Source organism: Streptomyces sp. NBC_00425 (assembly GCF_036030735.1).
In the GTDB taxonomy this organism is placed as follows: Bacteria; Actinomycetota; Actinomycetes; order Streptomycetales; family Streptomycetaceae; genus Streptomyces.
The window spans coordinates 9,275,992-9,302,132 of sequence record NZ_CP107928.1 but is presented as its reverse complement, the minus strand read 5'-3'; the positions used below and the strand labels follow the sequence as shown (position 1 = coordinate 9,302,132).

The window sequence follows — 26,141 nt, the reverse complement described above, 5'->3', positions numbered from 1 at the left end:
GCCCCTCGAAGAGCGCTCGCTCCGATCGCGGGACGTCGGGCCGGCGCCCCGCCGGGAACCACGCGCCGCCCGTGGTCGTCTTCTGCGCCGACTGTGGACGAGGCTGGGATCTGGGGGACGCTGTGGCACGGAACATGACGAAGGCCGGTCTCGTGGCGGTGGCCATGGCGACGGTGCTCGGCGCCTCGGCCTGCGGCGGCGGGAAGGCGGGCGCGACGTCCGGGAACGGCGGCGCGCTTCCCGCCCGGGGCGAGGGGCGGTCCGTGGCGTCATCGGGCGACGCGGCGCGGTCCGGTTCGGCGCCGGCGTCTCCCGCCGCGGTGGAGAAGCTGTCCGCGAACGCGCAGGCCACGGCATCGTCCCTCACCAGGCACGTTCCGTGGAACCTGGACATTCTGGACCAGCGGTCACGGCCGCTGAACGGGAAGCTCACCACCACCGCCACGGGCAAGGGCGTCCATGTGTATGTGATCGACACCGGAATGGACATCACCCACAAGGAGTTCGGCGGACGCGCCCGCCTCGGCGCCGACTTCGTGGGCCCGAAGGACTCAGGCGACTGTTTCGGCGAAGACGGGGTCGGCCACGGCACGTTCGTCGCGGGTGTCATCGGCGGGGCGAAGTACGGCGTGGCTCCCAAGGCGGACCTGGTTCGGGTCCAGGGCATCGTGTGCGAGAGCGAGGGCGGCGGCGGCTCGCCCGCAGCAGCCGAGGCAGCGCTGGTGAAGTCGGTCAACTGGGTCACGGCTCACGCGCAGAAGCCCGCCGTGGTGAACATGTCGCTCAACCTCGACCACCGGTCGGCGGCCCTGGAGACCGCGGTGAAGAAGATGGTCGGCGCAGGCATTCCGACGGTCGTGTCCGCCGGCAACTACCACGACGACGCCTGCAAGCACTCCCCCGCCGGCGTCCCTGGCACGATCGTCGTCGCGGCATCCACCCCGGCCGACCGCACGTGGAACGACAGCGGCTCCTACGGGTCGGGGTACGGACGGTGCGTGGACCTGTACGCCCCCGGGCAGAAGGTGACCGCCGCTCTCTCCGGAGGCGGCACGGTGACGGAGGACGGCGGCGCGACGTCCTGGGCCGCACCCCATGCGACCGGCGTGATCGCCCTGTACCTCTCGGCGCACCCGCACGCCACGGCCCAGCAGGTCCACGTCTGGCTCGACCACACGGCCACCCGTGGCGTCCTGCGCGGCGTCCGCTCCGACACCCCCAACCGCCTGCTCAACACGGGCGGAATCTGACCGCCCCGCCGGGCCCGACCCCCGCGTCACCCGCCCACTCAGTCACGCACTGACGCCGTAAAGCCGTCGAGACGGACGTGGCCGCCGGTGACGACTCAGCGCACGTGCAGCCCGAAACCCGTGCGGCCCGCGGGCTCCAGTCCCTCCCTCAGCTGCAGCGAGGGGATGTCGTAGTCGCCGAAGTTCTGTCGCCGGTACGCGATCGGCTCCGTCGACTCCAGGGTGAGCAGGCGTCGTTCCCAGGCCTTGGCGATGTCCGGACGGTCCTCGTCGGTCATCCGGTCGGCGCCGTACAGCACGAACGGCGGCAGTGCCTCGATGCCCGGGTAGTACAGGATGCCGTGGTGGATCGGGAACAGCAGATCGTCGATGGGGCCGTTGATCCCGCGAGCCGTGTAGTGAGCCTCCGGGCCGCCGACGGTCACCGACAGCAGGGCCCTCCTGCCCGCGAGGGAGCCTTCACCGTAGCGCTCGCCGTACCGGGTGTCGCTGTGCTCGCCCACGCCGTACGCGAAGTGGCAGGTGAACACCCGGTCCACCCAGCCCTTGAGGATCGCGGGCATCGTGTACCACCACAGTGGGAACTGGAAGACGATCGTGTCGGCCCACAACAGCTTCTCCTGCTCGGCGACGACGTCCGCGGTGAGTGTCCCGGCGTCGAAGGCCCGGCCCGAATCCGCGACGACCCTCAAGGGACGTGAGGCGCCGGGGCCGTAGTCGTCGGCGTCCACGACCGCCTTCCAGTTCATCGCGTACAGATCGCTCACCCGTACCTCGTGCCCGGCGCTCTCCAAGGTGGCCACCGCGAGGTCCTTGAGCGAGCCGTTGAGCGACTTCGGCTCCGGGTGGGCGTAGACGATCAACGTCTTCACGGGAACTCCTTCGGATCGGGTGCCTTCGGATCAGGCGCCTTCGATTCTGGGCACCGGTGCGCCCCGCGTTCAGGGGCGCCCGATCCGTCGGACGGGACTTCCTGGTAACGGCAGGGCCACCTTCGCGGGCACCTCCGAGGCCATACTGGGGACATGGACGATCTTGCGGGCTTTCTTCGGACGCGGCGTTCCAGGGTCGACCCCGCCGTCGTCGGCATACCCGCCGACAGTCGCCGCCGGGTCGAAGGGCTGCGCCGGGAAGAGGTCGCGCACCTCTCCGGAGTCAGCGTCGACTACTACGTGCGTCTGGAGCAGGGCCGCGCGACGCAGCCCTCCGAGCAGGTCCTCGACGCGCTCGCCGGCGTCCTCGGCCTCGACGACACCGAACGCGGGCACCTCGGCCGGCTCGCCGGGCAGCGCCGCCGCCGCGCGAAGGCGCCGGGCGGAAGGCTGCGGCCGGAACTCCTCCGCGTCCTCGACCTGGTCTGTGACGCACCCGCGCTCATCGTGGACCACCGCCTGGACGTTCTCGCCGGGAACCGCCTCGCCCGCCTCCTCTACGGCCGGCCGACGGCGGGCCTGAACACCGCCCGTCACATCTTCCTCGAGGAGGCCGAGAGCGGCCTGTACGGGGACTGGGAGAAGTGCACCCTCGACGTGGTCGGGCACCTGCGCCTGTCCGTCGGCCAGTTCCCCGAGGATCCGCGGTTGGCCTCGCTCATCGGCGAGCTGGCGATGGGCAGCGAGCGCTTCCGCCGCCTGTGGGCCCGTGCGGACGTGCGCGCCCGCACCCACGGACGCAAGGCGTACCGGCATCCCCTGGTCGGACTGCTGGAGCTGCACCAGGAGAACTTCGCGCTGCCGGACGCGTCCGGGAGGGAGCTGCTGGTGCTGTCCGCGCCTCCCGGCAGCCCCACCGAGGACGGACTGCGCCTGCTCGCCGGGCTGGGCGCCGGCGGCAGCGAGGGGCCTCCCACGGCCCCGTAGCGGTGCAGGGGCCGCTCCACCCGGGTGCTGTCAGTGCCGGATGGCACCATCGGGGCATGAGCAGCGAGCCTTTCGACTGGCACGACTTCCTGGGACGTTGGCAGGCAGAGTGGGTCCCCGACGATCCCGGGGACGACGCCGGTGACGGCGAGCCCTTGGGCCGACCCGGGGCGGACGAGGCGGCGATCGTGGCGGCCGAGGAGCGGCTGGGGCGTCGGCTGCCGCCCTCTTACCGGGCCTTCCTGGCCGCGAGTGACGGGTGGCGCGTGGACCAGACGGCCGGCGTCTACACGCTCGGCGGCATCGCGGACATCGGCTGGTTCCAGGATCCGCACGGCCTGACCCCGCTGTACGAGGAGGAACTGGGCGACGCCCCGCGCGAGGAGGACGTCCTGCGGGCCGGGATGTGGCAACAGGCGCTGCGGCTGGAGACGGACTCGGACATGTCCCACGCCCTGCTCGACCCCGGCGACAGCGACCAGGACGGCGAGTGGGCGCTCTACGTGTACCAAGGGTGGAGCGGTGAGCTGCCCGAGCGCCACCGGTCGTTCCGCGCCTACATGGAGGCCGTGTACCGAGGCTTCCACGGCAGCCGGGCCGGCAGACCCGACTTCGTGAACGCGACCACGCGCGACCAGGACGCCCGGGTGGAGGAGGCCCGTCTGCTGGCCCTGCGCGGACGCCATGAAGAGGCCCTGCCCCTGCTCGAGGAGGCATTGTCCTTCGGACGGCCGCACAGCCGCATGCTGCTGCAGCAGTTGCAGCAACTGACGACACCCGGCCGCTCGCAGGACTACGGCTTCCTCGCGGCCGACCCGCGGTACCTTCCCGAGGTTCTCCCGCTGGAGGCAATGACGCCGGCCCGCGGCGAGTGGCGGCTGGGCGGGGACGACCACTGGCTCGGGATGATGGCCGCCCGCGGCGTGGACCGCAAGACCGCCGAGACCGTGCTGAGCGCGATGCGGGACGGAGTCCACCGCTACGCGCCGCCCGGCCCGTGGGGACGGGCCGTCGCCGATGCCTGGGAGGAGGCCCGCTGGGGCGCGACCGACGCGGCATGGCGGGTGCTGCGGGACGGGCTTGCGTCGTGGGAGGCGCCGGGGCCCGCGCTGATCGCCCCGATCGGGCTGCTCGCCGATCCGTTCCTCGGCCCGCTGATCACCCCCGAGCGCGGACGGGAGATCCTCTCCACACCGCGGGCCGGGGAGGCGGGCGCCGCTCGTGACACGGTGCCCGATCCGGTGCCCGATCTCGACCCGCCGGGCCTCGCCTGGCTGACCGGGCCCACGGTCGACGGGCAGCCGCTCGACGGGTACCGCTGTGTCTGGGTCGAAGGCGCGGACCCCGCCGCGCTGCCCGCCCTGCTCGGGCAGGAGGGCGCCGAACTGGACGTCCCCACCACCGCGCGCGAGCTGTCCTGGCGGGCCTTCAGGCCCCGCGAGCGCGACGGCGTGGAACAGGTGGAACATGGGGAGGACCGTGCTGTGGTCGCCGTCGGGCGCACCGCTCAGGCGTGGGCCTTCGCCTTCGACGGTCACTCCGGCCGTCATCTGAACGAACGGTTCACATCGCCCGCTGCGGCGGCCTCCGCGTCGGGCCGAGCGGTTGTGGTGTGGCGCGACCCGGGGGCGGCGTCTGCACGGCATCGCCGGGCCGCTTTCCATCTCTCGGTCGCCGAGCTGGGCCGGGAGCTCTACGCGTTCACCGTGCGCGGTACGGAGATCCAGCGCTCCGGTGAGATACCCGAGCGCCTGGACCCCGCACGGCTGTTCCGCCCGGAGACGAGTGAACTCGACGACGAGCTGCGTGTACTGGAGGCACTGCACCTCGAACTCGGGCTGTCGCTGCCCCGCTTCGCGCTGACACAGGGCAGGCTCCGCACCTTCACCACCCGGTCCTGGACCCGCGCGCCTCAGCCGGGCGAGCGATTCTCCTACCTCACCTTCGGGCGGAACCGGCACCGGCCCTGAGTTCGGGCGGAACCCAGCGGCGCCGGGGCAGGAAGCGGGCGGGCGGGCCGGGAGCGGATTGTCGGCCAATACCGCGCACACGCACCGCGGTCGCGGCCGATCGCGTCACGGGCCCGGGCGGCTTGTCGGCGGAGTGTCCCGGGGATCGTCGGCGTCGCTCGCGGGCTTCCTCGTTCGGCTGCGCAACCGTTGCCCGGACCGAGTGCTCCGGCCGAGCGGCTCACGGGACACCGCGAACACGGACACGTGCCGCGCGATGGACACGCTCCGCCCGGCGCGGTTCGCGTGACGCGCCGCCGGGAGGGCGACGCCGTCGATATGCGGATGTGAAGCGGAATCCCTCACCCCGGCGCGGCCCCCGCCCCGGGCGCCCGGCCCGCACCGCCTGCACGGGCGCTTGTTCCTGAACAGTCGGTCGTCGGCCATATGTCGCCGTATGAGACGACGACTGCGTACTGTGCGGCACTTGTCGCTGACGCTGAGCAATGGTTAGGCTCCCGCTCACTTTCACGACTCGCACACATTCGCCACCTGGATGCCGGCCGCACGGCACGGCGTCCCGGGCGCACGGGGGGGGTGGGGAGCGTCGACGCGTCACCGATCCGCCGGCCTCCCCGGGGGCCCGTACCAGCGCACGACGAGCACGCGCCCGCCGCGAAGCTGCCGCGGGGCCCGAAGCATCCGAGCCCGTCGGTCGATCAGCCCGCCCGGGTGCACCGGGACCTCAGGATCCTGTGGTGGGTCAACGGCGTCGACGCACTCGGCAGCCAGGCCTCCGGACTGGTCCTTCCGCTGCTGCTCCTGGAGCTCGGCCACGGTCCTGGCACCGCGGGCTCGTTCGCCGGCGTCGCCGCGCTCACCGGGGTCGTCCTCGGACCACTGCTCGCGATTCCCGCGGACCGCGGACGGCGAAGGCGCCTGATGACGGGGTCGGCGGCGCTCGCGGCCCTCGCGACGGGGGCACTGGCTCTCGCCTGTCTGGGCCGCCCCGCGCTATGGGTCGTGGTGTCCTTGGCCATGGCGGAGCGGCTGTGCGCCGTGGCCTACGAGGCGGCTTCGCGTGGAGCCCTCGTCCGTCTGGCCACCGTCGAGCAACTGCCGCGGGCGGCAGCCGGTATGCAGGTGGGCGACCAGGTGTCGCTCATCGCGGGTCCGGCGCTCGGCGGCGCCCTCTTCCAGCTCGCCAGGCCCCTGCCGTTCCTGGCCGACGCCCTCACCTACGCCGCGGCGGCGCTGGGCGTACGAGCCGTCCGCACTCCCCTCGACACCCCCGCCCCGGACGCGGCCCCGCACACGCCGTCAGGCACCGTAGCCCTTGCAGGTATTGCTGCCGGCACTGGTGCCGGTACGGACACCGGCCGGCGTGCCACGTGGACCGACCGGCTGGGCGCCGCGAAAGCCGGCGTGGCGACGGTGGCCGCCTCCCCCGTGCTGCGCCTCGTCCTGGTCTGGACGTCGACGGCCGGGGGCGCCCTGACGCTGCTGTTCTACACCGCGCTGTTCCGGCTCGGCGGCGACGCGCGAGGGGCTGCCGCCGGCCTGGTCCTCGCCGCGGCCGGAGCCGCCGGTCTGCTGGGCTCGCTGCTCGCCGTCCCCCTGGTGCGACGGCTCGGTGCGGTCCGCCTACTGGCCCTGACGGCCTGGCTGTTGCCCCTGCCCTGCGGCTCGCTGCTGTGGGCGAGGGGCGCGATCGGCTGGGGAGCGGCGTTCGCCGGGCTGTCCCTGCTCGTGCCGCTGATCACCGTGGTCCTGTCCAGTGCCGCCGTCGCGTGCACACCCGTCGCCCTTCAGTCGCGCACCGCGAGTGTGCTCGGCTCGGCCTCCGCGCTGGCAGCGGCGAGCGCGCCGCCGCTCGCCGGCGTCCTCGTCACCGCGGGGAACGCCCGCACGCCCGCACTGCTGTGCACCGCGTTGTTCGCCGCACTCGCTCTGTACACGCAGCTCAGAGCACCCGCCGTGCTGCGCGCGGGGGCGTCGGCCGCCGCGCAGAGCACGGCAGGGACGGGGGACGGCCGTGGGTGACGCGTTCAGGGTCTATCTCAGCGCTCTGCCGCACGTGTGCCCCCGCGACGCCCGGCGCATGGTGCTGACGGCCGACGCCGACGGCCGATGCGAGGTCTTCACCTGGGACGCGGCCACCCGACGCACACGGCAGGTCACCGACCGGCCCGGGGGCACGGTGCACTGCGCCGTCGACTCCGACGCGTACGTGTGGTGGTTCGACGAGGACGCCGACGGCCGGGGGCACTGGTGGTTCCAGCCGTTCGACGGGGGCTGCCGGCTGCCCGGCCTGCCGGGGGCGCCGGCAGGCCTTCCCCGCGGACTGGCGGTCACGGCCGACGGTACGGTCGCCGCGGCGCTCGCACCCCGCGACGGCGGCACCCGGCTGCTGCTGGGCCGGCGCGGCCGGGCTCCGCGCGACGTCTTCGGCGTCACCGGGGAGGGCCGGCTGGGCGGTGTCACACCGGAAGGCGACCTGGTGGCCCTCGCGACCGTCTCCGACGGCGACGCGAGCGTCAGCGTCGTCACCTCGACGGGCCGGCTCGTCGCCGAACTGCCCGAAGCGGACAGCCCCGAGGGAAGACTCTGGTGCCGGGGCTTCTCGCCACGGCCGGGCCGTTGCGAACTGCTGCTGGTTCACGAACTCGAGGACGGCTACCGGCTGGCCACGTGGACACCGCACCGCGGCCTCGTCACCCACCCCTGGTGCGACTTCGACACGGAGATCACCGCCCACTGGTACCCCGACACCGACGACGTGCTGGTGCGCCAGGAGCGCCACGGGCGCTCGCTGCTGCACCGGGTGTCCCTGCACCGCCGTACCCGCCGTGTCGTCCCGACCGCCCCGGGCACCCTGCTCGACGCGGCCCCGCGCGCGGGCGGGGCCCTGCACTACCTGTGGACGGACACCGCCCACCCGCCCGTGCCACGCGCCACCGACGGGGCCGCCCTGCCGACGCCAGGTCTCCTGCCCCGCGTTCCCGGACGGCACACCGAGCTGTGGACCCCGACGCCGCACGGCCCGGTCCACACCCTGCTCAGCCTGCCGCACTCCGACGGCCACCCGCCCGCCGACGGCCACGCTCACTCCGACGGGGGCACCTACGGCGACCCCGTGCCGCCGCCGGTCGTGTTCCTGGTGCACGGCGGACCCGCCGACCACGACCGGGACGCGTACGACGCCACCGTGCACTCCCTGGTGGCCTCCGGCTACGCCGTCGCACGGGTCAACTACCGCGGGTCGACCGGCTACGGCCCCCGCTGGCGGCGGGCGCTCGCAGCCGGCGTCGGTCACCCCCAGGTCGACGACCTGGCCGCCGTACGGGCCGACCTCGTCCGTCGCGGGCTCGCCGACGACCGCGCCACGGCCCTGTGGGGCGTCTCCTGGGGGGCGTACCTGGTGCTGCTCGCCCTCGGCACCCGCCCTGGGCTGTGGCAGGCCGGCGTCGCCGTGAAACCCGTCGCCGACTGGGTGACCGCCCACCGGCTGACCACACCCGCGCTGCGCGCCCTCGACGTGCGCTGGTTCGGCGGCACTCCGCAACAGGTGCCGGACCGTTACGCCCACAGCTCACCCCTCACCTTCGCGCCGCAGGTGACGGCGCCTCTGCTCGTGGTCGGCGCGGACAAGGACGTCAAGTGCCCGCCCGAACAGATCCGCAGCTACCTCGACGCCCTGACCGCCGCGGGAGTGGCTCACGAGCAGATGTGGCTCGACACCGGCCACGACGGCTACGACGGGGCGACGCACGTCGCCGTCCTGCGCCGTTCCCTGGTCTTCCTGCGCACGCACCTGCCCGCACCGGCGCCCCGCGCCCCCTCGCGTCCCCCGGCACAGCCGGGTGGACCCCGGTCCCGCTGCTGACCGACGCAACGGGACCGGGCTGTGCACAGCACCACCCGCCCGAAGCACACGCCGTGAACCCGAGAAGGAGGACGACCATGCAGAAGGACATCATCCACAACGATCCGCTCGCGGGCGACGAGGAGAACCGCAAGCCGGGCATCGGCATCACCATCACGATCCCGTTCCGCAACGCCGCCGAGAGCGACGACGAGGAGTGACCCACGGCCCGGCCGGCCCGACGCGACATGGGCCGGCCGGGCTCCCCCGCACCTCCCGTCCCGCCAGCCGCCCGTGCGCAAGGAGCCCACCGTGCGCGTTCTTCTCGTCAACATGCCCTGGTCCCCGATCGACCTGCCCTCACTGGCGCTCGGCATCCTGAAACGAAGCGTCGACGACAAAGTCCGGGACGCCACGTGCGAGGTGCTGCACGCCAATCTCGAGTTCACCGACTGGATCACCAGCCGCACCGAGTTCACCGCCGAGGACTACGAGTACTACGCCCTGTCCTCCTACTTCCTCGGCTGCGGTGACTGGGTGTTCTCCTCGGCGCTCTACGACGACCCGGAGTGGAGGGAGTCCGAGTTCGTCGACGTGATGACGTCGAAGCTGCGCCGCTCCAGGATGCGCATGACCCGTGAACTGCACCGCCTCGTACCCGAGTTCGTCGCGGACGTGGCCCGACGTGTGGTGGATCTGCAGCCCGACGTGGTCGGGTTCACCTCCACCTTCCAGCAGAACACCGCGGCGCTGGCGGCGGCCCGGCAGATCAAACGCCTCGCCCCGCACGTCGTGACCGTCATGGGCGGGGCCAACTGCGACGCCGAGCAGGGCGCCGCCGTGCACCGCAACTTCCCCTTCGTGGACTACGTGGTCCGCGGCGAGGGCGAGGACGCCTTCCCCCGGCTGCTGTCCGCACTGCGCGACGGCGACCCGACGGCCGCGGCGGCCGTCCCGGGGCTGTGTCACCGCACGCCGGACAACCGTCACACTGCCAACCCCATGCCGACCGGACCGCTGCCGCCCGCGGCGATCCTGCCGCCCGACTACAGCGGCTACTTCGAACGCCTCGCCGCGTCCGTGGCACGCAACTGGGTGGAGCCGAAACTGGTCGTGGAGGGTGCGCGCGGCTGCTGGTGGGGAGAGAAGCACCACTGCACCTTCTGCGGTCTCAACGGCTCCTTCATGGAGTTCCGCAGCAAGAGCCCCGACACCTTCTACCAAGAGATCATGGACCTGGCGGAGCGCCACCGGGTGCTCGACATGTACGTGGTCGACAACATCCTGGACATGCGCTACCTGTCCACCGTCCTGCCCCGCATCGTCGACAGCGGCTACGACCTGCGCATGCACATCGAGATCAAGGCCAACATGCGGCGCCCCCAGCTGCAGGTGCTGGCGGACGCCGGGCTCATCTACGTCCAGCCCGGCATCGAAAGCCTCAACAGTCGCGTCCTCGACCTGATGGACAAGGGCGTCAGCGGCTGCCAGAACGTCCGCATGCTCCGCGACGCGGCCGAGACCGGACTGTCGGTGTCCTGGAACTACCTGCACGGTTTCCCCGGAGAGACCGCGGACGACTACGAGCCCGTCATCCGTCAGCTCCCCGCCCTGGAGCACCTCAACCCGCCGGTCGACCTGTCCGCCCGCATCGCGATCGAACGCTTCAGCCCGTACTTCAAACGCCCGGAACTGGGCTTCACCGGGCTGCGGCCCGAGGAGCACTACCTGTTCACCTACGACCTGCCCGAGGCGGAACTGCACGATCTCGCGTACGTCTTCCAGGCTCCGGAGCGCGGCATCGGCGAACCGACGGTCACTCTCCTCAACGACGCCATCGCCGCGTGGAAGAAGCACCACGCCGACGCCCGCCTCACCCACACCGACCTTGGCGACCGGATTCTGCTGGTCAGCAGGCGGCCGTCCTTCCCCTGGCGGACGATGCAGCTCACCGATCCGTTCGAGACCGCCGCCTTCCGCCTCCTGGACCAGCCGCACACCGTCGCGGCGCTGCACCGCAAGCTGACCTCGGCCGCCGGCCCCGCCGGAGGCGCCTCGTGCACCTCGCCGGACGTGGAGGCGCTGCTCAAGGAGTGGGTCGCCCACGGTGTGGTGTTCACCGACGCGGGCCAGTACGTGCACATCGCCCCCGCCGCCGTGAACCAGGACCTGCTGCGCCTGGACTACATGCGCCACACCCACACCCGCGGCGAGACCACGGCGCCGACCGGAGCCGGGACGCGGCCCGCGCCCGTCCCCTCCTGAGCGCGGTCCGCGCCGGTTCCCGTCCCCGATCACCGGACGCCCGCCGACCGCCTGCTGCCCCCTGCCCGCCGCCCGAACCGCACGAAGGACAACGCATGACAGCCACCGCACCGGAGTTCGCGATACGCGCCTGGCGCGACTTCGACCCACAGGCCCGCCGTCTGCCGGGCATGTCGCTGGGATCCCTCCCGGTGACCGCGCGGACCCACGAGGTCGACCGCCTCTGGGACCTGGGTGTGCGCCACGCCGAACTCGACACGGACGTCGACCTGTCCACCGGCGATCCGGCGACCCATCGCCGGGCCGTCGACCGGCTGTGCCTGGTCCGCGACCTCACCGCGCGCGCCGTCTCCGTCGACTGGGACCTCCGCCTCTCGCCCCGGGAGTCCGCCCACCACTGGAAGGTCCTGTCCCACCTGCAGCCGCCGCGCACCATCACCGGTCTCGAAGACGCGCAGGAGGCACTGCACGCCTGGCGGACCCGGCACTACCTGTGCAAGCTCGTCTGGCGTCAGGGGCCGGGGTTCGTCCAGATCCGGGACCGGCGTTGGGGGGACCTGCGCCGCTTCACCGCCGACGAACCCCGCTACCGCGAGGCCATCGCCCTGCTCGGTACGGGTGTGCACCACACGGAGGTGGACGCCGGCGTTCTGAGCGAGTTCACGGCCGAGCACCTCGTCCTGCGCGTCGGCGAGCTCGCCTGGTGGCTGCCCTACCGGGTCTCACGCTGGCTCCAGGAGGCCATGGCCGTGTGAGCCGCTCCAGCCCCAGTCACCGTCACCGTGTCCTCCGCGACATGACACTTGTCATGCGCGTCACCGGACGGTCGGCACTGACACCTCGAACCCCGCTGTCAGTACGGTACTTCGCATGACGAAGAACAACGCAGAGGGCCCGCAGAAGACCGACGTCAAGGTGAGCCTGATCGGCGGTCACCGTCTGGAGGGAGCCACACTCCACGAGCGGACCGTCACCGCCTCCCTCATCGGCGGCGCGGACATCGATCTGACGGACGTCGACATCCCCGACAGCGCCGAACTGCGGATCACCAAACTGAGCCTGATCGGCGGCGTCAGCCTCAAGGTCCGCCGCGACGTGAGGGTGGAGGTCCACGGGCTGCGTCTGGGTGGAGTCAACGACGACGGGCCGAGTGAGCCGGGCGGCCCGACGGTGCGGATCGACGCGTGGGGTCTCGTCGGCGGCGTCACCGTCCACCGCTCGTAGCCGCCGACAACTCCTTCTCCGCCGGGCACTCCCCACCGGTGATCGCCGTGGTGGCCGCGATCGCCGCGGTCCTGCACCCGGGACGTGCTCGGGTTGATCACCAGCGATCAGTCGGCGATTCGTCAGCGACGCATTGTGCTCGAGTGCGCCCCGCGACGACGGATTCGTCCGGCCTCCGGCTGGGCAGGGGACTCGTGAATGTCATGAGCACGACTGCCCTTCCCCCACGAGGAGGTCGATCATGCACGTCCGTACGCTCACCGGCAGCCTGACCGCTGCCTGCCTGATGTCGCTGGCCCTGGCAGGCGGTCACGCCTCGGCCGCCCCACACGTCACGAGCGCCCCGGCCGCCGCCGCCCGTGTCCTGACCTACGACGCCGGCGGCTCCGCGGAGTTCCGCAGCGCCGTCGACCGCGGCGCGGCCGTCTGGAACGAGAGCGTCGACGCCGTGGAGCTCCGGCCCGCTGCCGCCGGGCAACGGGCGAACATACGCGTCCTCGCGGACAACGGCTGGCCGCGTGCCCTGCCCACCACCCTGGGCAGCGGCACGGTGTACATCGGGCGCCAGGCCGTGGACCAGGGCTATGACACGGTCCGCATCTCCGCCCACGAACTCGGGCACATCCTGGGCCTGCCGGATCGCAAGCCGGGTCCGTGCTCGAGTCTGATGTCCGGTTCCAGCGCCGGCACCTCATGCACGAACCGATACCCGAACTCCGCGGAGAGGGCAGAGGTCGAGGGGAACTTCGGCGGCGCCCTGGCCGGCCGGGCTCCGGCGGCGCGCGGCGAGGTGATCGTGGACTGACGTACCCGCAGGCGGTCGCCGACCGCCCGTCGTAGTCCGGCGCGTCGGGGCTGCGACAGGCGGTCGGCGTCAGTCCGCCGTCTGCGCCGGGCCCTGCGTCACCTTGCGCCGCAGCAGCGGCATGCTGCCGGTGATCGCAGCGAGCATGGCCGGCCATCCGACGGCCAGGCAGATCACCAGTTGCACGGCGCCGGAGGTGCTCACCGTGGTGTCCGCCGCCTTGTTGACCTGCACAGCGCCGAAAACGCCCGCCGCGGTGGCGCCTCCGGCCAGCACGGCCAACGGGATGACGGTCTCGCGGATCCGGGCCCGGTCCAGCATCTTGAGCGGGACCCCGGACAGTCGCAGCAGGCCGTACACCCGGCGCCGGTCCGAGACGTTCGCCGCGCCCGCCAGCCCCGCGGTGGCGGCGGCGACGAGGAAGCCCAGCACCAGAGTCGTGGTGCTGACGGCGGCGACGCGGGCGGTGACGATGCCGCAGCTCAGTGCCGGGACAGCCCGTCCGCTGACGGCGCCGGACCGGTAAGGGTTCATCCGGCAGGGTGCGGTGTTCCTCACGGGGCACAGTCCGGCGATGCGGTTCCGGGATCACTCCAGAGCCACGTAACATTCAGGCCGAATCAGTCAACTGCCGTGGTTGCCCGCCTAGTTGGAGAAACTCCACACCACGACCAAGGGTGACCGCGCAAGGGGGAAGGAAAAACCGAGATGACGTCATCCAGTCTGCGTCGACGCGTCGCCGGAACCGCAGCCACCGTTCTTCTGCTCGGTGCCGGCGCCCTGGCGACCGCGCCCGCCGCGGCGGCCAAGGCCAACCTGCTGTCCATCGAGAAGGTGTCCCTGCGCGCCCCCGGCCTGCAGGTGAAGGTCACCTACTCCTGCGACGTCGGCATGGACCACGAACTGGTGGCCAACGCGAAGACGCTCAACCACAGCCCCCACGACCAGTCCATCGCCGCGGGCACCATCAAGAAGGACCAGTTGGTCTGCGACTACAAGGACCATGTCGCGCTGGTGAACCTGCGCCCGGCCGCAGGCTCGCACTTCGACAAGGGGGACAAGGTCGAGGCCACCGTCTTCTACTTCGACAACGACGGTTTCAGGTACGGCGACAACGTGGCGACCGCCGTCCTGTAGGGAGAGGTTCGAACCGCGGGTCTGCCCGCGGTTCGAACGTCCACCGCCGGGGGCCGGCCTGTCGTCCGGGGACAGGCCGGCCCGCCTCGCCGGGAGCATCCCTTGCGAACCTGCGGGTCAGCCGGTGGCGCAGGACACGGTGGGCCAGGTCCAGTTGCCGTTGGGCTGGACGGTGACGCCGAAGGTGTTGCCGCTGCCGTCGGGTTTGGCGTTCAGCACCTGGGAGCCGGGATAGGTGACGGTGGCGTTCCAGGTGGAGAGGACCCTGGCGGGTGAGGCGATGTTCATCGTGACGACCCAGTTGGCGGCTCCCGTTACGGACACATTGAGGTTGTACCGGTCACTCCACTGCTGACCGGCGGAGAGGGTTGCGGTGCACTTGCTGCCGCCACCGGAGCCGCCACCGTCGGGGGCGACGGCCCGGCCGGTCTGCGGGGAGATCATTCCGGCGCACAGGCCACGAGCGGCCAGCCCCTGTGCGATGCGAGGGACCGCGGCCCGGGTGTTCGCCGGCCAGTCGTGCATGAGGATGACCTGGCCGTTGGTGAGCCGGGCGGCGGCCTGCACGATCGCGTCGGTGCTCGCGCCGTTCCAGTCCTGCGAGTCGACGTCCCAGATGATCTCGGTCAGACCGTACTTGGCTTCGACGGCCCGGACCGTCGAGTTGGTCTCGCCGTAGGGCGGCCGGAACAGTCTCGGGGTCCCGCCGCCCGCGTTGGTGACGGCCTGCTGGGTCCGGGAGATCTCCGAGTCGACCTGCGCCTGGCTCTGTTGGGTGAGGTGGGGGTGCGTGTAGCTGTGGTTGCCGACCCACATCCCGGCGTCGACCTGGGCCCGCACCAGGGACGGGTTGGCCGCGGCGTACTGGCCCTCGTTGAACATCGTGGCCCGCAGCCCGTTCTGCCTGAGGGCGTTGAGCAGTGCGGAGGTGTTACCGGACGGGCCGTCGTCGAAGGTGAGCCCGACGTACCCGTTGCAGGTCGCGGCCTGCGCCGGGGCGGCGGCCTGGACGGCCAGGGTGCCTGCGGCAGCCATGGCGACGACGACCAGCCTGACGACCAGTGCGCGTAACGAGCGGGGTGGTCTGGCGCTCATGAGAAGTGGTCCTCCAACCGGGGGGCAGGGGTGGGGACATGCTGCGATGGCGGGAGCGGGATCGTCGTGACGGACGGGATCAGCCTGCGGCGCAGGAGACCGTCGGCCACGTCCAGTTGCCGTTGGGCTGGACCGTCAAGCCGAAGGTGTTGCCGCTGCCGTTGGGTTTGGCGGTCAGCACCTGTGCGCTGGGGTAACTGACGCTGGTGTTCCAGGTGGAGAGGACCTTCGCGGGCGAGGGCACGTTCATGGTGACCGTCCAGTTGCTGGATCCGGAGACCGAGACGTTGAGGTTGTACCGGTCGCTCCACTGCTGACCCGCCGACACTGTCGCGGTGCACGCGCTGCCGCCTCCGCCGCCGCCCCCGCCGCCGCCGCCGCCCGAACCGGTCCCGCCCACCGTGATGTTGGAGCTGCCGCTGCTCTGGTAGCCCTCGGTCGCGAGGATCATGTAGTAGTTGAAACTGCCGAGCGGCATCCCCGCCCGCGCCCAGGCGTCGAAGTGGTTGCCGGTGGTGATGGTGCCGCCGGTCCGCTTCGACTGCCGGACGCTCCAGTACTGGTCGAAGGTCCGGTTGCCCTCGACGGAGGGGGCGTTGTACCGCGTCGTCCGGTAGATGTCGTAGGTGCCGCCGTCGCTGGTCACGGTGCCCTTGTACGTGCCCGTGGGCCGGTACGTGCCCCAGTTGTCGACGATGTAGTACTCCACGAGCGGATTGGACGTCCATCCGTAGAGGGCCAGGTAGGCGTTACCGGACGGATTGAAGGTGCCCGAGTACGACACACTCCGCCGTCCGCCGTTGCTCCAGCCCTTGCCGGCGACGAAGTTCCCGGTGTTGCGCCAGGAAGTGCCGTAGTTGCCTGCGGAGCCCAGGTTCATGGAGACCGAGCCGGGCGAGTCGGTCCAGAACGAGTAGTAGTAACCGTTGTTGGTGCCGGTCTGGTTGCTGGTGACGACGGTGTCGGCGTGGGCGGCGCCGGGCGACGTCAGCGCGGCGACGGCGACCAGGACCGTGGTGCAGACACCGCTCATGAACAGCCTGAGACGTGCGGGTGCGTTCATGTCGCGCTTCCTCCTCGTCCTCGTGAGGTCGACGGGGGCCGACGGACGCAGGAAGCCCCCGGATTGACCGACAGTTTTAGTATGGGCATGCCAACTGTCAATCCTTTCGGCAATGATCCCGAAACATTCGCCAGCGTCGCGGCCGAGCCAAGTGCGTGTATCCGCAGGTCAATCAAATCGCCTGGAAGAACAGACAGAGAAAATCGTCCTGCGCCTCAAGCTTCAAGATCTAGATCTCTTTCAGCGAATCTCGAATGTTTCGAAAGGCTTCCGGTCCGTGTACCGACACCACCGACTGGTGGATCATGGTGATCTTCCCGACTCCACGGATCCGGACTGCCGAGGTGCTCCCCACATGGCCGAGCTGTACCCACCGATCGAGCCCTACGAGCACGGCACTCTCGATGTCGGCGACGGCGACCACGTGTACTGGGAGACCTGCGGGAATCCCGCGGGCAAGCCCGCCCTCGTCCTGCACGGTGGGCCGGGCTCCGGCGCGGGGCCGTTCTGGCGCAGGCTGTTCGACCCCGCGGCCTACCGGATCGTCCTCTTCGATCAGCGTGGCTGCGGGCGGAGCACCCCCGATGCCGCTGATCCTCAGACCTCGCTCGCCGCAAACACCACACCACACCTGATCGCCGACATCGAGCTGCTGCGGCAGCACCTGGGCGTTGAGAGGTGGCTGATCGTGGGCGGCTCCTGGGGTGTGACCCTCGCGCTGGCCTACGCCGAGCAACACAGGTCACGTGTATCGGAGTTGGTGCTCTTCAGCGTCACCAACACCACCCGGAGCGAGGTGGAGTGGATCACCCGGCACATGGGTCGGGTCTTCCCCGAGGAATGGGCACGCTTCCGTGACGCCGTCCCGGAGCCGGAGCGCGACGGCAGCCTCGCGGATGCGTACGCCCGAATGCTCGCCGACTCCGACCCGTCCGTACGGGAGCGTGCAGCCCGGGAGTGGTGCCGCTGGGAGGACGTGCACGTGTCCACGCGCCCCGGGTCGAAGCCCGACCCCCGTTACGAGGACCCGCACTTCCGGCTCCGCTTCGCCCGCCTCGTCACGCACTACTGGCGGCACGCCGGTTTCCTGGAGGACGGCGTGCTGCTGCGCGACGCCGGAAAGCTCGCCGGCATCCCCGGCGTCATGGTCCACGGACGCTTGGACATCAGCAGTCCCCCGGACGTCGCGTGGCAGCTGGCCCAGGTCTGGCCGGACGCGGAGCTCGTGCTGATCGGCGAGGAGGGACACGGACTGTCCGGGGGAGGCACCATGGAGGCCGTCCTGACGGCCACAGACCGCTTCCGGCCTTTCTGAAGTCCTTCGTTCGAGACCGCCGAGGACGTTGCCCCGAGGCCGCGGGTGCCGGAACAGGACCGCGATCGGACCTGCGGACGCCTCGACGGCACCACGAAACGCAGAAGGCAACGGCGTCACCCCTCCCCCGGCCGCCCGGCTTCAAGGTTGTCCTGCCCCCCGTGGCGGGGCAACCCTGAAGCCGGACGAGCGGCCGAGGACACCGGCTGTGCGGGTCAGAGCCTGACGGCGGCGGAACAGTTCCCGATTCCCGTCCGGCAGATACGGACGGACCACAGCGACCGGGCTCCCGTCACGTACTGGTCGGCGGAGGAGCAGACCATGTCGCCGTACCAGCGCCAACTGGTGTCGTCCGTGTCCTTCACCTGGAAGCGGGCGCAGTGGCCGTCGGTGAGCGGGTCATGGGCGTGGAGCGACCAGTCGCCGTTGCCGACATAGGTGGCCGTGCCCGCGGCGCCTGTCGTACTCATGTTGTAGGTCAACGCCTGGGCGGGACCTGCCGAGAACCCGACGAGGGCGGCGGCGGCCGACACGGCGACGACGGCCAGCCGTTTGGGCGTCGATGCCTGCGTTCTGAATGTCATATGCGTCTCCTTCACATCGCGAGCAACCGCACGCACCTGCACGCTTTCGGCCGGTCGCGGCTCCGGGGTCCGACCCACGACCCCCGGACGACCACCGCCCGGACGAAGCCCCCCGACGGACGGGGAGCTCACGGGCGGAGGGGGCGCCTGTAGCCGGACAGGGGCCGGACGCCTTTCCCGGCCGAGGACATGCGCGTCAGCCCACGACAGCGGCGCCGCCCGGCGCGGCGACGACGATGACCGAGCGGACCCGCCCGGCGCCGAGCCGCTGAGCACGCCATCTCATGTGCAACTGCACGCACCCTCCCTGTCGGGCGGCGACCACCCGGGGCCCGACCCGTCCACGTGTTCGTGACGCCAACGCTGGACCATCGACCTTGCGAAAACCTTGCGGCGCCTGCCGGACACCGTCTCGGGCCGGCGACGGCCTCACCACGAGGACGAGTGCACGCCCGCGTCGGCGCATCATGGTCCGGACGATGCGAACCCGCACCGTGCGGACGCGCCTTCCCCCTCTCGCACCTGGAGCCCGTGTGCCCTCGCATTCCCCCGTAGCGCTGCGCCGCAGGAACATCGCACGGGTCGCCACGACCATCGGTACGGCGACCGTACTGGGCGCCGGTCTGCTGTCCTGCCAGGCCGTCACCTCGGACGGCCCGCAGTCGGACACCCGAAAGTCCACCACGGCGAAAGTCGCCCTGCCGACGCCGAACCAGCAGTTCGACTACCAGATCGGTCGCCCGTACACCCCGCCGAAGGACGTCGAGGCAGTCTCCCGGGACCGCACCGCGAAGCCCCGACGCGGCCTGTACAACATCTGTTATGTCAACGCCTTCCAGGCCCAGCCGGACGCCCTGGACTGGTGGCAGACGAACCATCCCGACCTGCTGCTGCGCGACGGTTCCCACGAGCTCGTCGAGGACGAGGACTGGGGCGAGGCGCTGCTCGACACCTCCACCGCGAGCAAGCGGACCCGGCTCGCGAAGATCGTCGGCGGCTGGATCGACGGCTGCGCCGCGAGCGGTTTCCAAGCCGTCGAGCCGGACAACCTCGACTCCTACGAGCGTTCCGGCAACCGGCTCACCAAGCAGCACAACGCCGCGTTCGCCAAGCTCCTGGCCCAGCGCTCCCATACGGCCGGGCTCGCCGTCGGCCAGAAGAACACGGTCGACCTGCTGCCCGAACGCACGGCGATCGGCTTCGACTTCGCCGTGGTGGAGGAGTGCGGTCAGTACCACGAGTGCGGCGACTACGCCGAGGCGTACGCCGACCGGGTCTACGCGATCGAATACACCGACAGCGGCTACCGACAGGCCTGCGCGGGCTGGGGCGCCACGCTGTCGATCGTCCAGCGGGATCGGGGCGTGAGCGCGCCCGGCAGCGGCGCTTACCGCCACCGTGCCTGCTGATCACACCGGCGTCGGCCGTGTCCCGTGTGCACGGCGGGTGAGACGGCCCACGGCGCCCGGGTCACCCACGCTGCCCTTCGCGGAACGCGCATGCCTCGCGTGCACCGGTGCCGTATGAGGGCGTGGGATGTCCGGGTCACCCCTGCTGTGCTTCACCCAACAGGAGTCCCGAATCGCGGCGCCAGGCTTCACCCTCGGAATTCCAGGCGACGCGGGGGCCAAGGGCGATCCAAACGCCGAACTCACCGGGAGACGGCTCGGCTGCCTGATCCAGCCAAACGCTGTTCAGGGAGAGTTTCACACCGCAGCCTTTGAATTCGGGCAGCCCGCGCCAGCCGCAGTGCCAGGAGGCCGTCATCATCAGCGGGCCGAGCACGGCCACCATCCTGTCCAGTTCCTCCTCGGTGCAGTCGTCCTCGGGCTCGCTCTCGGGCCCGCCAAAGGGCGGCGTCCGGTTCAGAGTGAGGGTCACGCTCTCAGGCAGGGGCCAGAGATCGGCCAGGTCAGGGCCCAGTCGCAGGTCCGCCGTGAACAGCCGGGCATACCGCTGCTCCGCGTCGAACGTGACGACACCGCGGCGCCCCAGCTCATCCAAGAACGGTACGGCGTCGGGTTCCCGGTCCCCGACGACGCGGGCGGTGCCGAAGGAACGCAGGGCGTGTGCGTACTGCTCCGCTGTGATGACCGGCTCCAGTTGAGGCCAGGGGATGCTCTGCCAGTCGGCAAGATCACGCATGATCGCACGCGCCCGCGCCAGCGCGCTCCGTGCGTCGGCAAAGGACTCGCGTACTCGGTAGAGCGTCGAGTACAAGAAACGTGCCTTTCGGACGAGGACAGGGGCGGACGCGCCTTCACGGTACGCATCCGCCGCTGTCCTGGCTCAAAGCCGGCGGTCAGAGAACAGCGGGCGATTCAGTACGAGTACCCGTTCGACGAATAGTAGGTATGCGTGCGTTCGTCGTAATGGCCTTCGTCGGCGTCGTTGCGCGACCAGGACCGCCCAGCTGTACGTGAACGGCGCCCCGGCCGGGACCGCCACCGGCGTCACCCCGTGGGCCGCCACCGGAAGCCTGGTCCTCGGCCGGGGTCTGTACAACGGCAGCCAGGACGACTGGACGAACGGTTCCGTGAGCGGTGTCCAGGCGTACGACTACGCTCTGACGGCCAATCAGGTCGCCGCGCTGTATCAGAGCATCCCGTGAGATCCACCGGCCTGACGGACTGACAGCGTCCCGGGGCGGTTCACCCATGTGGGCCCCCCGGGACCGCCGCTCTCACAGCACGGATCGGTGGCCCACACCCGCGCGCCCGTGCAGGCGCCGCCGTTCGTTCGGGCCGGCTCACGCCCGACGGCGTTTCGCTCATGGGCGGTCCGGCGCCCCGTTCTAGGCTCGGTCCGTGGGGCAACCTGAGCAGCGCGCCGACGGCGCGGGACCGTTCACCACCCGGCTCACCTGGCACCTTCCCGACGGCGGCACCGCGGTCTGGGAGTCCCGGCTCGCGCGGCGGCGTGGGGTGCTCGCCGTCCGTCCCCTGCACGCCGAGGCCACGCATCACATCCGTGCTGACGCCGTCTCCCGCACCCGTCTGCGGAGGCTCAACGCCATCGCCGCGATCGCGTTCGTCCTCGGCGGCGCCCTCTTCACGGCCGGCGCGGCCGTCGCCCAGTTCGGCGCCGCCGACGCCACCGAGTGCGCCTCGATCTACTTCGCGGGGGGCCTCTTCTTCACCACCGGCGGGTATGCCTCGCTGCTCCAGGCGATCAACGCGCCCCGCCACGTCCCCGGCGGCGAGGGACACCTGATCACCCACCCCTGGCGGTGGTGGAGCTACGAGCCTGCAACGGTGGGCTGGCTGAGCACCTTCGTCCTCTTCTCGGGCACACTCGTCTTCGCCGTCGACCTGCTGGACTCCTTCCTGCAGGGCCTGACCGCCCAGCAGGTCAACCGGCTGATCTGGGCGCCCGACGTGATCGGCTGCGTCCTCTTCCTGATCTCCGGCCACCTGGCCTTCGTCGAAATCTGCCACGGACGGGTCCGCGTCCGGCCACACGATCTCGGCTGGTGGATCGTCGCCGTCAACCAGCTCGGGTCCGTCCTGTTCATGGTCTCGGCGGTCGCCGCCTACACCCGCCCCGCCACCGGCAGCCTCGTCAACGCCGACATCGCCAACTGGGGCACTCTCACCGGTGCCCTGTGCTTCGCCCTCGCAGGCTTCCTCCAACTCGGCGAACACTCGTAGAACCTGATCCCCGGCCATCGTCGACAGCGAGAGCACCGTCGCCGAAGCCAGGGAGCCACACGCCCCTCACCCGCCTCCCGAGCGGCTCCGGCCGCCGTCTCCAGTTCGCCCGTCCGGGATATTGACGTGTTAGCGACAACGATGGCTTGATGGGCGGTACGTGAATGTGGGAGCGCTCCCACATTCGTCCGCACCGCCGATCCCACTCCCGCCCCCGATCCGGGAAGGACATCCCGTGCGCAGCAGAAGACGTCACCCGCTCCTCGTCACGTTCCTGGCCGCCCTGCTCGTCGTCGCCGGTCTCGGCCTGGTCGGCGCCCCGTCCGCCGCCGCCGCGACCCCCGTACGGATCATGCCGCTCGGCGACTCCATCACCGGCTCCCCGGGATGCTGGCGCTCTCTGCTCTGGAACCAGTTACGGAACGCCGGTTACACCGACATCGACTTCGTCGGCACATTGAACGCCCAGAGCTGCGCCCTCACGCACGACGCCGACAACGAAGGCCACGGCGGCTTCCAGGCCACCGCCACCGCCGACCAGAACCTGCTGCCCGGATGGCTGGCGGCGACCCGACCGGACATCGTTGTCATGCATTTCGGCACCAACGACGTCTGGAGCAGCATCGCACCGGACACCGTCCTCACCGCGTTCACCAAACTGGTCGGCCAGATGCGGGCCTCCAACCCGTCGATGAAGGTTCTGGTGGCCCAGCTCATCCCGATCGATCCGAGCAGCTGCGCCGAGTGCGCCGCCCGGACCGTGGCCTTCAACCAGCGCATCCCGGCCTGGGCCCGCGGCATCACCACCGCGCAGTCGCCGGTGACCGTCGTCGACCAGTGGACGGGCTTCGACAGCGCCGCCGACACCTACGACGGCGTCCACCCCAACGCCTCCGGCGACGCCAAGATGGCGGCCCGCTGGTACCCGGCGCTGTCGGCCCTGCTCACCCCGGGCGACCCCGGGGATCCCGGCGATCCCGGGAGCGGCGGCTGCTCGGCGGCGTTCCGGGCCGTGTCGGTGTGGCAAGGCGGCTACCAGGGCGAGATCACGGTCACCAACACCTCGTCGACGGCGGCGATCTCCTCCTGGGCGGTGAACCTGACGCTCCCGGCGGGCAGCCGGCTCACCCAGGTCTGGAACGGCGCGCTGACCGGGACGACGGTGCGCAACGCCGGGTGGAACGGCACGGTGACGGCGGGGGCGAGCACCACGTTCGGCTTCCTCGCGAGTACGTCGACCGCGGCGGACCCGCCCTCGGCGGCGACCACGTGCTCGGCGTCCTGAATCCTGTGCGCCCAGACGGGCGCGAATCGACCGTGGCGCCGCCCTCGGGATGCGGACGAGACGGCCGTGGAGCCGGCGCACACAGCGCATGCCGACGGCAGCGGCGCCGACGACGGCAGCGGGCGGCGCCCGGTGTCGGGCGCGCAGAGGAGCGCACCGGCCGAGGCCGGCGCTGAGGTTGCCCTGCCGAATCAGGCAGACGGCTGATCGAACGCGGTGTCAACACATGCTCGGGGAGGGGCTTTTGAACCCGGACACAGGTGTGCTGACACCGCTTCGCCGCGTCTCGTCAGTAGCCGGTGCCCCGCTTGACCTGGTTCCGCTCGATCCCGTGGGCCGCGCCCTTGTCGTCCAAGGTGCGGCACGCGTCGGCGATGTCCTGGCTCAGGCGGTCGACCTGCTCGCGGCTCAGCGTCTCCTTGACCAGGGCCCGCAGGATCTTCACCCGCTCGGCGTTGGGCGGGAGCGTGTACGCCGGCACCATCCATCCGCGCTCGGCCGAGAGCTGCCAGGCGATGTCGGACTCGTCGTAGGAGTTTTCGCCGGCGAGTCGGAAGGCGACCAGCGGCAGTTGCTCCAGGTCGCTCCCGATCACCTCGAAGCGGCCGCTGCTGCGCAGGTTGTCCGCCAGTGCCCGGGCGTTGTCCTGCATCATCTTCATGATGTACGTGTAACCCTGGCGCCCCAGCCGCACGAAGTTGTAGTACTGCGCGAGCACCATCGAGGAGCCGGTGGAGAAGTTGAGCGTGAACGTCGCGTCGGTCTTGCCCAGGTAGTTCTCGTAGAACACCAGGTCCTCGGCAAGGTCGGACTCCTCGCGGAAGACGAGCCAGCCGATGCCGGGGTAGACCAGGCCGTACTTGTGGCCGGACACGTTGATCGAACGGACCTGCTCGAGCCGGAAGTCCCATTTCGAGTCGGGGTAGAGGAAGGGCCACACGAACGCCCCGCTGGCGCCGTCGACGTGGATCGGGATGTCGAGGTCACGCTTGGTGCGCACGTCCCTCAGGAGTGCGTCGATCCCTACGACGTCGTCCTTGTGGCCGGTGAACGTGGTGCCGAGGACGGCGACGACGCCGATCGTGTTCTCGTCGATGCGGGGCTCCACGTCCTCCGGACCGATCGTGTACTTGCCCTCGGCGAGCGGCACGATCCGCGGCTCGACGTCGAAGTAGCGACAGAACTTCTCCCACACGACGTGGACGTCGCCCCCGAAGACCAGGTTGGGCCGGTCGGCCGACAGACCGGCTGCCTGGCGGCGCTGGCGCCACTTCCACTTCAGCGACAGCGCGCCGAGCATGATCGCCTCGGACGATCCCTGGGTCCGGCAGCCGGTCGTCCTGCCCGGCGCGTGGAAGAGATCGGCGAGCATGCGCACGCAACGCTGCTCGATGTCCGCGGAGATGGGGTACTCCGCGTGGTCGATGAAATTGCGGTGCAGGTTCTCGGCGATCAGCCGCTGCGCCTCCGGCTCCATCCACGTGGTGACGAAAGTGGCGAGGTTGCGCTGCGGGTCGCCCTCCATGGCGAGATCCACGTCCACGAGCCGCATCGCGTCTGTCGCGGTCATGCCCTGTTCGGGGAAGGTCTGCGAGGGAGCGGGCATAGTCAGGAATCGGTTACCGAAAAGAACCGAATCATCGCTGTTGGCCATACGACGATTCAAACAGCGTCGGGCCCTGCCGCGGGCGAGAGACACACGGAACACACCCGCGCTCACCGACCGGTGCCGGACGGGTGCCCCTGCGGGCCGCCCGGTCGTCGTACCGTCCCGGTAGCCGCCCCCGGCCACCCTCGGGCCGCCGTCTCCGGCACGGAGCATCAGCCGCGCGCACTCGGCCACGGAATACCGCCGGTCGCCGATCCGGGTCTGCGACGTGCGTCGGGCAGGGCGGCTGGCGCGGCGTGGTCTCACCGGCCCGGGACTGGGCGCCGTGGCCGCTCCCTCACCAGCCCGCCGTGCCGGACGACGCGCGTGAACAGCACTTCCTTCCTCTTCGCCTCTTCTCCGCCTGCGCGTCCGTGAGTCTCGCTTCAGCGGTGCTCGGGGTTGTCGGCGCCCGCGTGGCAATTCGCGTCCCACTGTGAACGCTGGTTGCCCTGCGCGGGGAAGCCCCCGGCGCGTTTGAGCAGGGCCGCCATGTGCATGAGGTTCCAGGTCATGAAGGAGGTGTTGCGGTTGGTGAAGTCGTTCTCGGGGCCGCCCGAGCCGGGGTCGAGGTAGGACGGGCCGGGGCCGGCCGCGCCGATCCAGCCCGCGTCCGCCTGGGGCGGGATCGTGTAGCCGAGGTGCTGCAGGCTGTAGAGGACGTTCATCGCGCAGTGTTTGACGCCGTCTTCGTTGCCGGTGATCAGGCAGCCGCCGACCCGGCCGTAGTAGGCGTACTGGCCTTGGGAGTTGAGCAGCGAGGAACAGGCGTAGAGGCGCTCGACGACCTTCTTGGTCACCGAGCTGTTGTCGCCCAGCCAGATCGGTCCGGCCACGACCAGGATGTCGGCGGCCATCACCCTCGCGTAGAGCGCCGGCCACTCGTCGGAGGCGAAGCCGTGCTCGGTCATGTCGGGATACACGCCGGTGGCGATGTCGTGGTCGACGGCCCTGATCTCGTCCGTCGCCACTCCCTGCGCCTCCATGATCGCGCGGCTCCTGTCCACCAGCCCCTGCGTGTGACTGAGCTGGGGAGACGGCTTGAGGGTGCAGTTGATGTAGAGCGCGGTCAGGTCGTCGAACCGGTGGGGAGAGGGGGTGTTCATGACGGGCAGCGTCTCGCGGTCACGCGGTTTTGTCCCGGTTC

24 protein-coding genes are annotated in these 26,141 nt (G+C 70.9%); 16 read left to right on the top strand and 8 right to left on the bottom strand.

The annotated features are described in order from the left end of the window. Positions 1 to 134 precede the first annotated feature (134 nt). A complete protein-coding gene (locus OHS82_RS41150) occupies positions 135 to 1,250 on the top strand; it encodes a S8 family peptidase (protein WP_328435757.1) in 1,116 nt (371 codons plus the stop codon). Positions 1,251 to 1,345: 95 nt separating this feature from the next. Here the strand turns inward: OHS82_RS41150 and OHS82_RS41145 are convergent, their stop codons facing one another. After that, entirely contained in the window at positions 1,346 to 2,122 is a 777-nt protein-coding gene (locus OHS82_RS41145) for an NAD(P)H-dependent oxidoreductase (protein ID WP_328435756.1), read from the bottom strand. 153 nt (positions 2,123 to 2,275) lie between these two features. Between OHS82_RS41145 and OHS82_RS41140 the strand changes: the two genes are divergently transcribed. The 9 genes from OHS82_RS41140 to OHS82_RS41100 all read left to right on the top strand — a co-directional run bounded on the left by OHS82_RS41140 (position 2,276) and on the right by OHS82_RS41100 (position 13,217). Then, positions 2,276 to 3,109: a helix-turn-helix transcriptional regulator gene (locus OHS82_RS41140; RefSeq protein ID WP_057577224.1), complete on the top strand. Its 834-nt coding sequence runs from the start codon at positions 2,276 to 2,278 to the stop codon at positions 3,107 to 3,109. A gap of 56 nt (positions 3,110 to 3,165) precedes the next feature. Beyond that, the gene (locus OHS82_RS41135; protein ID WP_328435755.1) at positions 3,166 to 5,079 is read left to right on the top strand and encodes an SMI1/KNR4 family protein; all 1,914 of its coding nucleotides are present in this window, start codon (positions 3,166 to 3,168) and stop codon (positions 5,077 to 5,079) included. Positions 5,080 to 5,790: 711 nt separating this feature from the next. After that, positions 5,791 to 7,101 (top strand): MFS transporter, encoded by a 1,311-nt coding sequence (locus OHS82_RS41130; protein ID WP_328435754.1) that lies wholly within the window; start codon positions 5,791 to 5,793, stop codon positions 7,099 to 7,101. Next, on the top strand, positions 7,094 to 8,944 hold the full coding sequence (locus OHS82_RS41125; RefSeq protein WP_328435753.1) for a S9 family peptidase: 1,851 nt from the start codon (positions 7,094 to 7,096) through the stop codon (positions 8,942 to 8,944). The genes OHS82_RS41130 and OHS82_RS41125 overlap by 8 nt, the downstream gene beginning before the upstream one ends. 77 nt (positions 8,945 to 9,021) lie before the next feature. Further along, on the top strand, positions 9,022 to 9,144 hold the full coding sequence (locus tag OHS82_RS41120; protein ID WP_266720057.1) for a hypothetical protein: 123 nt from the start codon (positions 9,022 to 9,024) through the stop codon (positions 9,142 to 9,144). Positions 9,145 to 9,235: 91 nt separating this feature from the next. After that, a complete protein-coding gene (locus OHS82_RS41115) occupies positions 9,236 to 11,188 on the top strand; it encodes a RiPP maturation radical SAM C-methyltransferase (protein WP_057577220.1) in 1,953 nt (650 codons plus the stop codon). A gap of 95 nt (positions 11,189 to 11,283) precedes the next feature. Further along, complete coding sequence (locus OHS82_RS41110; RefSeq protein ID WP_057577219.1) at positions 11,284 to 11,943, top strand: DUF5825 family protein; 660 nt, start codon at positions 11,284 to 11,286, stop codon at positions 11,941 to 11,943. Between the two features lie 115 nt (positions 11,944 to 12,058). Beyond that, positions 12,059 to 12,412, top strand: coding sequence for a hypothetical protein (locus OHS82_RS41105; protein ID WP_057577218.1), 354 nt, complete (start codon positions 12,059 to 12,061; stop codon positions 12,410 to 12,412). 241 nt (positions 12,413 to 12,653) lie between these two features. Then, a complete protein-coding gene (locus tag OHS82_RS41100; protein WP_328435752.1) occupies positions 12,654 to 13,217 on the top strand; it encodes a snapalysin family zinc-dependent metalloprotease in 564 nt (187 codons plus the stop codon). A 69-nt stretch (positions 13,218 to 13,286) separates the two neighbouring features. Here the strand turns inward: OHS82_RS41100 and OHS82_RS41095 are convergent, their stop codons facing one another. Further along, positions 13,287 to 13,775, bottom strand: coding sequence for a hypothetical protein (locus OHS82_RS41095; RefSeq protein WP_328435751.1), 489 nt, complete (start codon positions 13,773 to 13,775; stop codon positions 13,287 to 13,289). A 150-nt stretch (positions 13,776 to 13,925) separates the two neighbouring features. Here OHS82_RS41095 and OHS82_RS41090 point away from each other — a divergent pair, with 150 nt between their 5' ends. Continuing rightward, positions 13,926 to 14,354, top strand: a complete 429-nt coding sequence (locus OHS82_RS41090; RefSeq protein ID WP_057577215.1) for a hypothetical protein — start codon at positions 13,926 to 13,928, stop codon at positions 14,352 to 14,354. 117 nt (positions 14,355 to 14,471) lie between these two features. Here OHS82_RS41090 and OHS82_RS41085 read toward each other — a convergent pair whose 3' ends face one another. Next, positions 14,472 to 15,449 (bottom strand): polysaccharide deacetylase family protein, encoded by a 978-nt coding sequence (locus tag OHS82_RS41085; RefSeq protein ID WP_328435749.1) that lies wholly within the window; start codon positions 15,447 to 15,449, stop codon positions 14,472 to 14,474. Between the two features lie 79 nt (positions 15,450 to 15,528). Next, a complete protein-coding gene (locus OHS82_RS41080) occupies positions 15,529 to 16,512 on the bottom strand; it encodes a glycoside hydrolase family 11 protein (RefSeq protein ID WP_328435747.1) in 984 nt (327 codons plus the stop codon). Positions 16,513 to 16,867: 355 nt separating this feature from the next. Here OHS82_RS41080 and pip point away from each other — a divergent pair, with 355 nt between their 5' ends. Continuing rightward, entirely contained in the window at positions 16,868 to 17,827 is a 960-nt protein-coding gene (gene pip / locus OHS82_RS41075) for a prolyl aminopeptidase (protein WP_199863728.1), read from the top strand. Positions 17,828 to 18,042: 215 nt separating this feature from the next. On the opposite strand, the gene OHS82_RS41070 is transcribed toward pip, so the two are convergent. Then, the gene (locus OHS82_RS41070) at positions 18,043 to 18,411 is read right to left on the bottom strand and encodes a hypothetical protein (RefSeq protein ID WP_057577212.1); all 369 of its coding nucleotides are present in this window, start codon (positions 18,409 to 18,411) and stop codon (positions 18,043 to 18,045) included. Between the two features lie 533 nt (positions 18,412 to 18,944). On the opposite strand from OHS82_RS41070, the gene OHS82_RS41065 reads away from it, so the two are divergent. Then, entirely contained in the window at positions 18,945 to 19,820 is an 876-nt protein-coding gene (locus OHS82_RS41065; protein ID WP_057577211.1) for an endo alpha-1,4 polygalactosaminidase, read from the top strand. Positions 19,821 to 19,956: 136 nt separating this feature from the next. On the opposite strand, the gene OHS82_RS41060 is transcribed toward OHS82_RS41065, so the two are convergent. Next, positions 19,957 to 20,631 carry a hypothetical protein gene (locus OHS82_RS41060; RefSeq protein ID WP_328435742.1) on the bottom strand — a complete coding sequence of 225 codons (675 nt, stop codon included), beginning with the start codon at positions 20,629 to 20,631 and terminating at the stop codon, positions 19,957 to 19,959. 64 nt (positions 20,632 to 20,695) lie between these two features. On the opposite strand from OHS82_RS41060, the gene OHS82_RS41055 reads away from it, so the two are divergent. The 3 genes from OHS82_RS41055 to OHS82_RS41045 all read left to right on the top strand — a co-directional run bounded on the left by OHS82_RS41055 (position 20,696) and on the right by OHS82_RS41045 (position 23,346). Continuing rightward, complete coding sequence (locus tag OHS82_RS41055) at positions 20,696 to 21,022, top strand: LamG-like jellyroll fold domain-containing protein (protein ID WP_328436170.1); 327 nt, start codon at positions 20,696 to 20,698, stop codon at positions 21,020 to 21,022. Between the two features lie 196 nt (positions 21,023 to 21,218). Further along, positions 21,219 to 22,061, top strand: a complete 843-nt coding sequence (locus OHS82_RS41050) for a hypothetical protein (protein WP_057577208.1) — start codon at positions 21,219 to 21,221, stop codon at positions 22,059 to 22,061. 235 nt (positions 22,062 to 22,296) lie between these two features. Then, positions 22,297 to 23,346, top strand: a complete 1,050-nt coding sequence (locus tag OHS82_RS41045; protein ID WP_057577207.1) for a GDSL-type esterase/lipase family protein — start codon at positions 22,297 to 22,299, stop codon at positions 23,344 to 23,346. A 289-nt stretch (positions 23,347 to 23,635) separates the two neighbouring features. Here OHS82_RS41045 and OHS82_RS41040 read toward each other — a convergent pair whose 3' ends face one another. Together OHS82_RS41040 and OHS82_RS41035 are read right to left on the bottom strand one after the other, a co-directional pair. Further along, on the bottom strand, positions 23,636 to 25,000 hold the full coding sequence (locus OHS82_RS41040) for a glutamate decarboxylase (protein WP_057577206.1): 1,365 nt from the start codon (positions 24,998 to 25,000) through the stop codon (positions 23,636 to 23,638). 380 nt (positions 25,001 to 25,380) lie between these two features. Further along, positions 25,381 to 26,100, bottom strand: a complete 720-nt coding sequence (locus OHS82_RS41035; RefSeq protein ID WP_057577205.1) for a flavodoxin family protein — start codon at positions 26,098 to 26,100, stop codon at positions 25,381 to 25,383. Positions 26,101 to 26,141: the final 41 nt, after the last annotated feature.

Excerpts from the sequence above, each read along its gene's own strand:
- OHS82_RS41035 (WP_057577205.1), bottom strand. The coding sequence starts at position 26,100 with ATGAACACCCCCTCTCCCCACCGGTTCGACGACCTGACCGCGCTCTAC.
- OHS82_RS41040 (WP_057577206.1), bottom strand. The coding sequence starts at position 25,000 with ATGGCCAACAGCGATGATTCGGTTCTTTTCGGTAACCGATTCCTGACT.
- OHS82_RS41120 (WP_266720057.1), top strand. The coding sequence starts at position 9,022 with ATGCAGAAGGACATCATCCACAACGATCCGCTCGCGGGCGACGAGGAG.
- OHS82_RS41150 (WP_328435757.1), top strand. The coding sequence starts at position 135 with ATGACGAAGGCCGGTCTCGTGGCGGTGGCCATGGCGACGGTGCTCGGC.
- OHS82_RS41070 (WP_057577212.1), bottom strand. The coding sequence starts at position 18,411 with ATGACATTCAGAACGCAGGCATCGACGCCCAAACGGCTGGCCGTCGTC.
- OHS82_RS41100 (WP_328435752.1), top strand. The coding sequence starts at position 12,654 with ATGCACGTCCGTACGCTCACCGGCAGCCTGACCGCTGCCTGCCTGATG.
- OHS82_RS41110 (WP_057577219.1), top strand. The coding sequence starts at position 11,284 with ATGACAGCCACCGCACCGGAGTTCGCGATACGCGCCTGGCGCGACTTC.
- OHS82_RS41090 (WP_057577215.1), top strand. The coding sequence starts at position 13,926 with ATGACGTCATCCAGTCTGCGTCGACGCGTCGCCGGAACCGCAGCCACC.
- OHS82_RS41080 (WP_328435747.1), bottom strand. The coding sequence starts at position 16,512 with ATGAACGCACCCGCACGTCTCAGGCTGTTCATGAGCGGTGTCTGCACC.
- pip (WP_199863728.1), top strand. The coding sequence starts at position 16,868 with ATGGCCGAGCTGTACCCACCGATCGAGCCCTACGAGCACGGCACTCTC.
- OHS82_RS41140 (WP_057577224.1), top strand. The coding sequence starts at position 2,276 with ATGGACGATCTTGCGGGCTTTCTTCGGACGCGGCGTTCCAGGGTCGAC.
- OHS82_RS41105 (WP_057577218.1), top strand. The coding sequence starts at position 12,059 with ATGACGAAGAACAACGCAGAGGGCCCGCAGAAGACCGACGTCAAGGTG.
- OHS82_RS41135 (WP_328435755.1), top strand. The coding sequence starts at position 3,166 with ATGAGCAGCGAGCCTTTCGACTGGCACGACTTCCTGGGACGTTGGCAG.
- OHS82_RS41085 (WP_328435749.1), bottom strand. The coding sequence starts at position 15,449 with ATGAGCGCCAGACCACCCCGCTCGTTACGCGCACTGGTCGTCAGGCTG.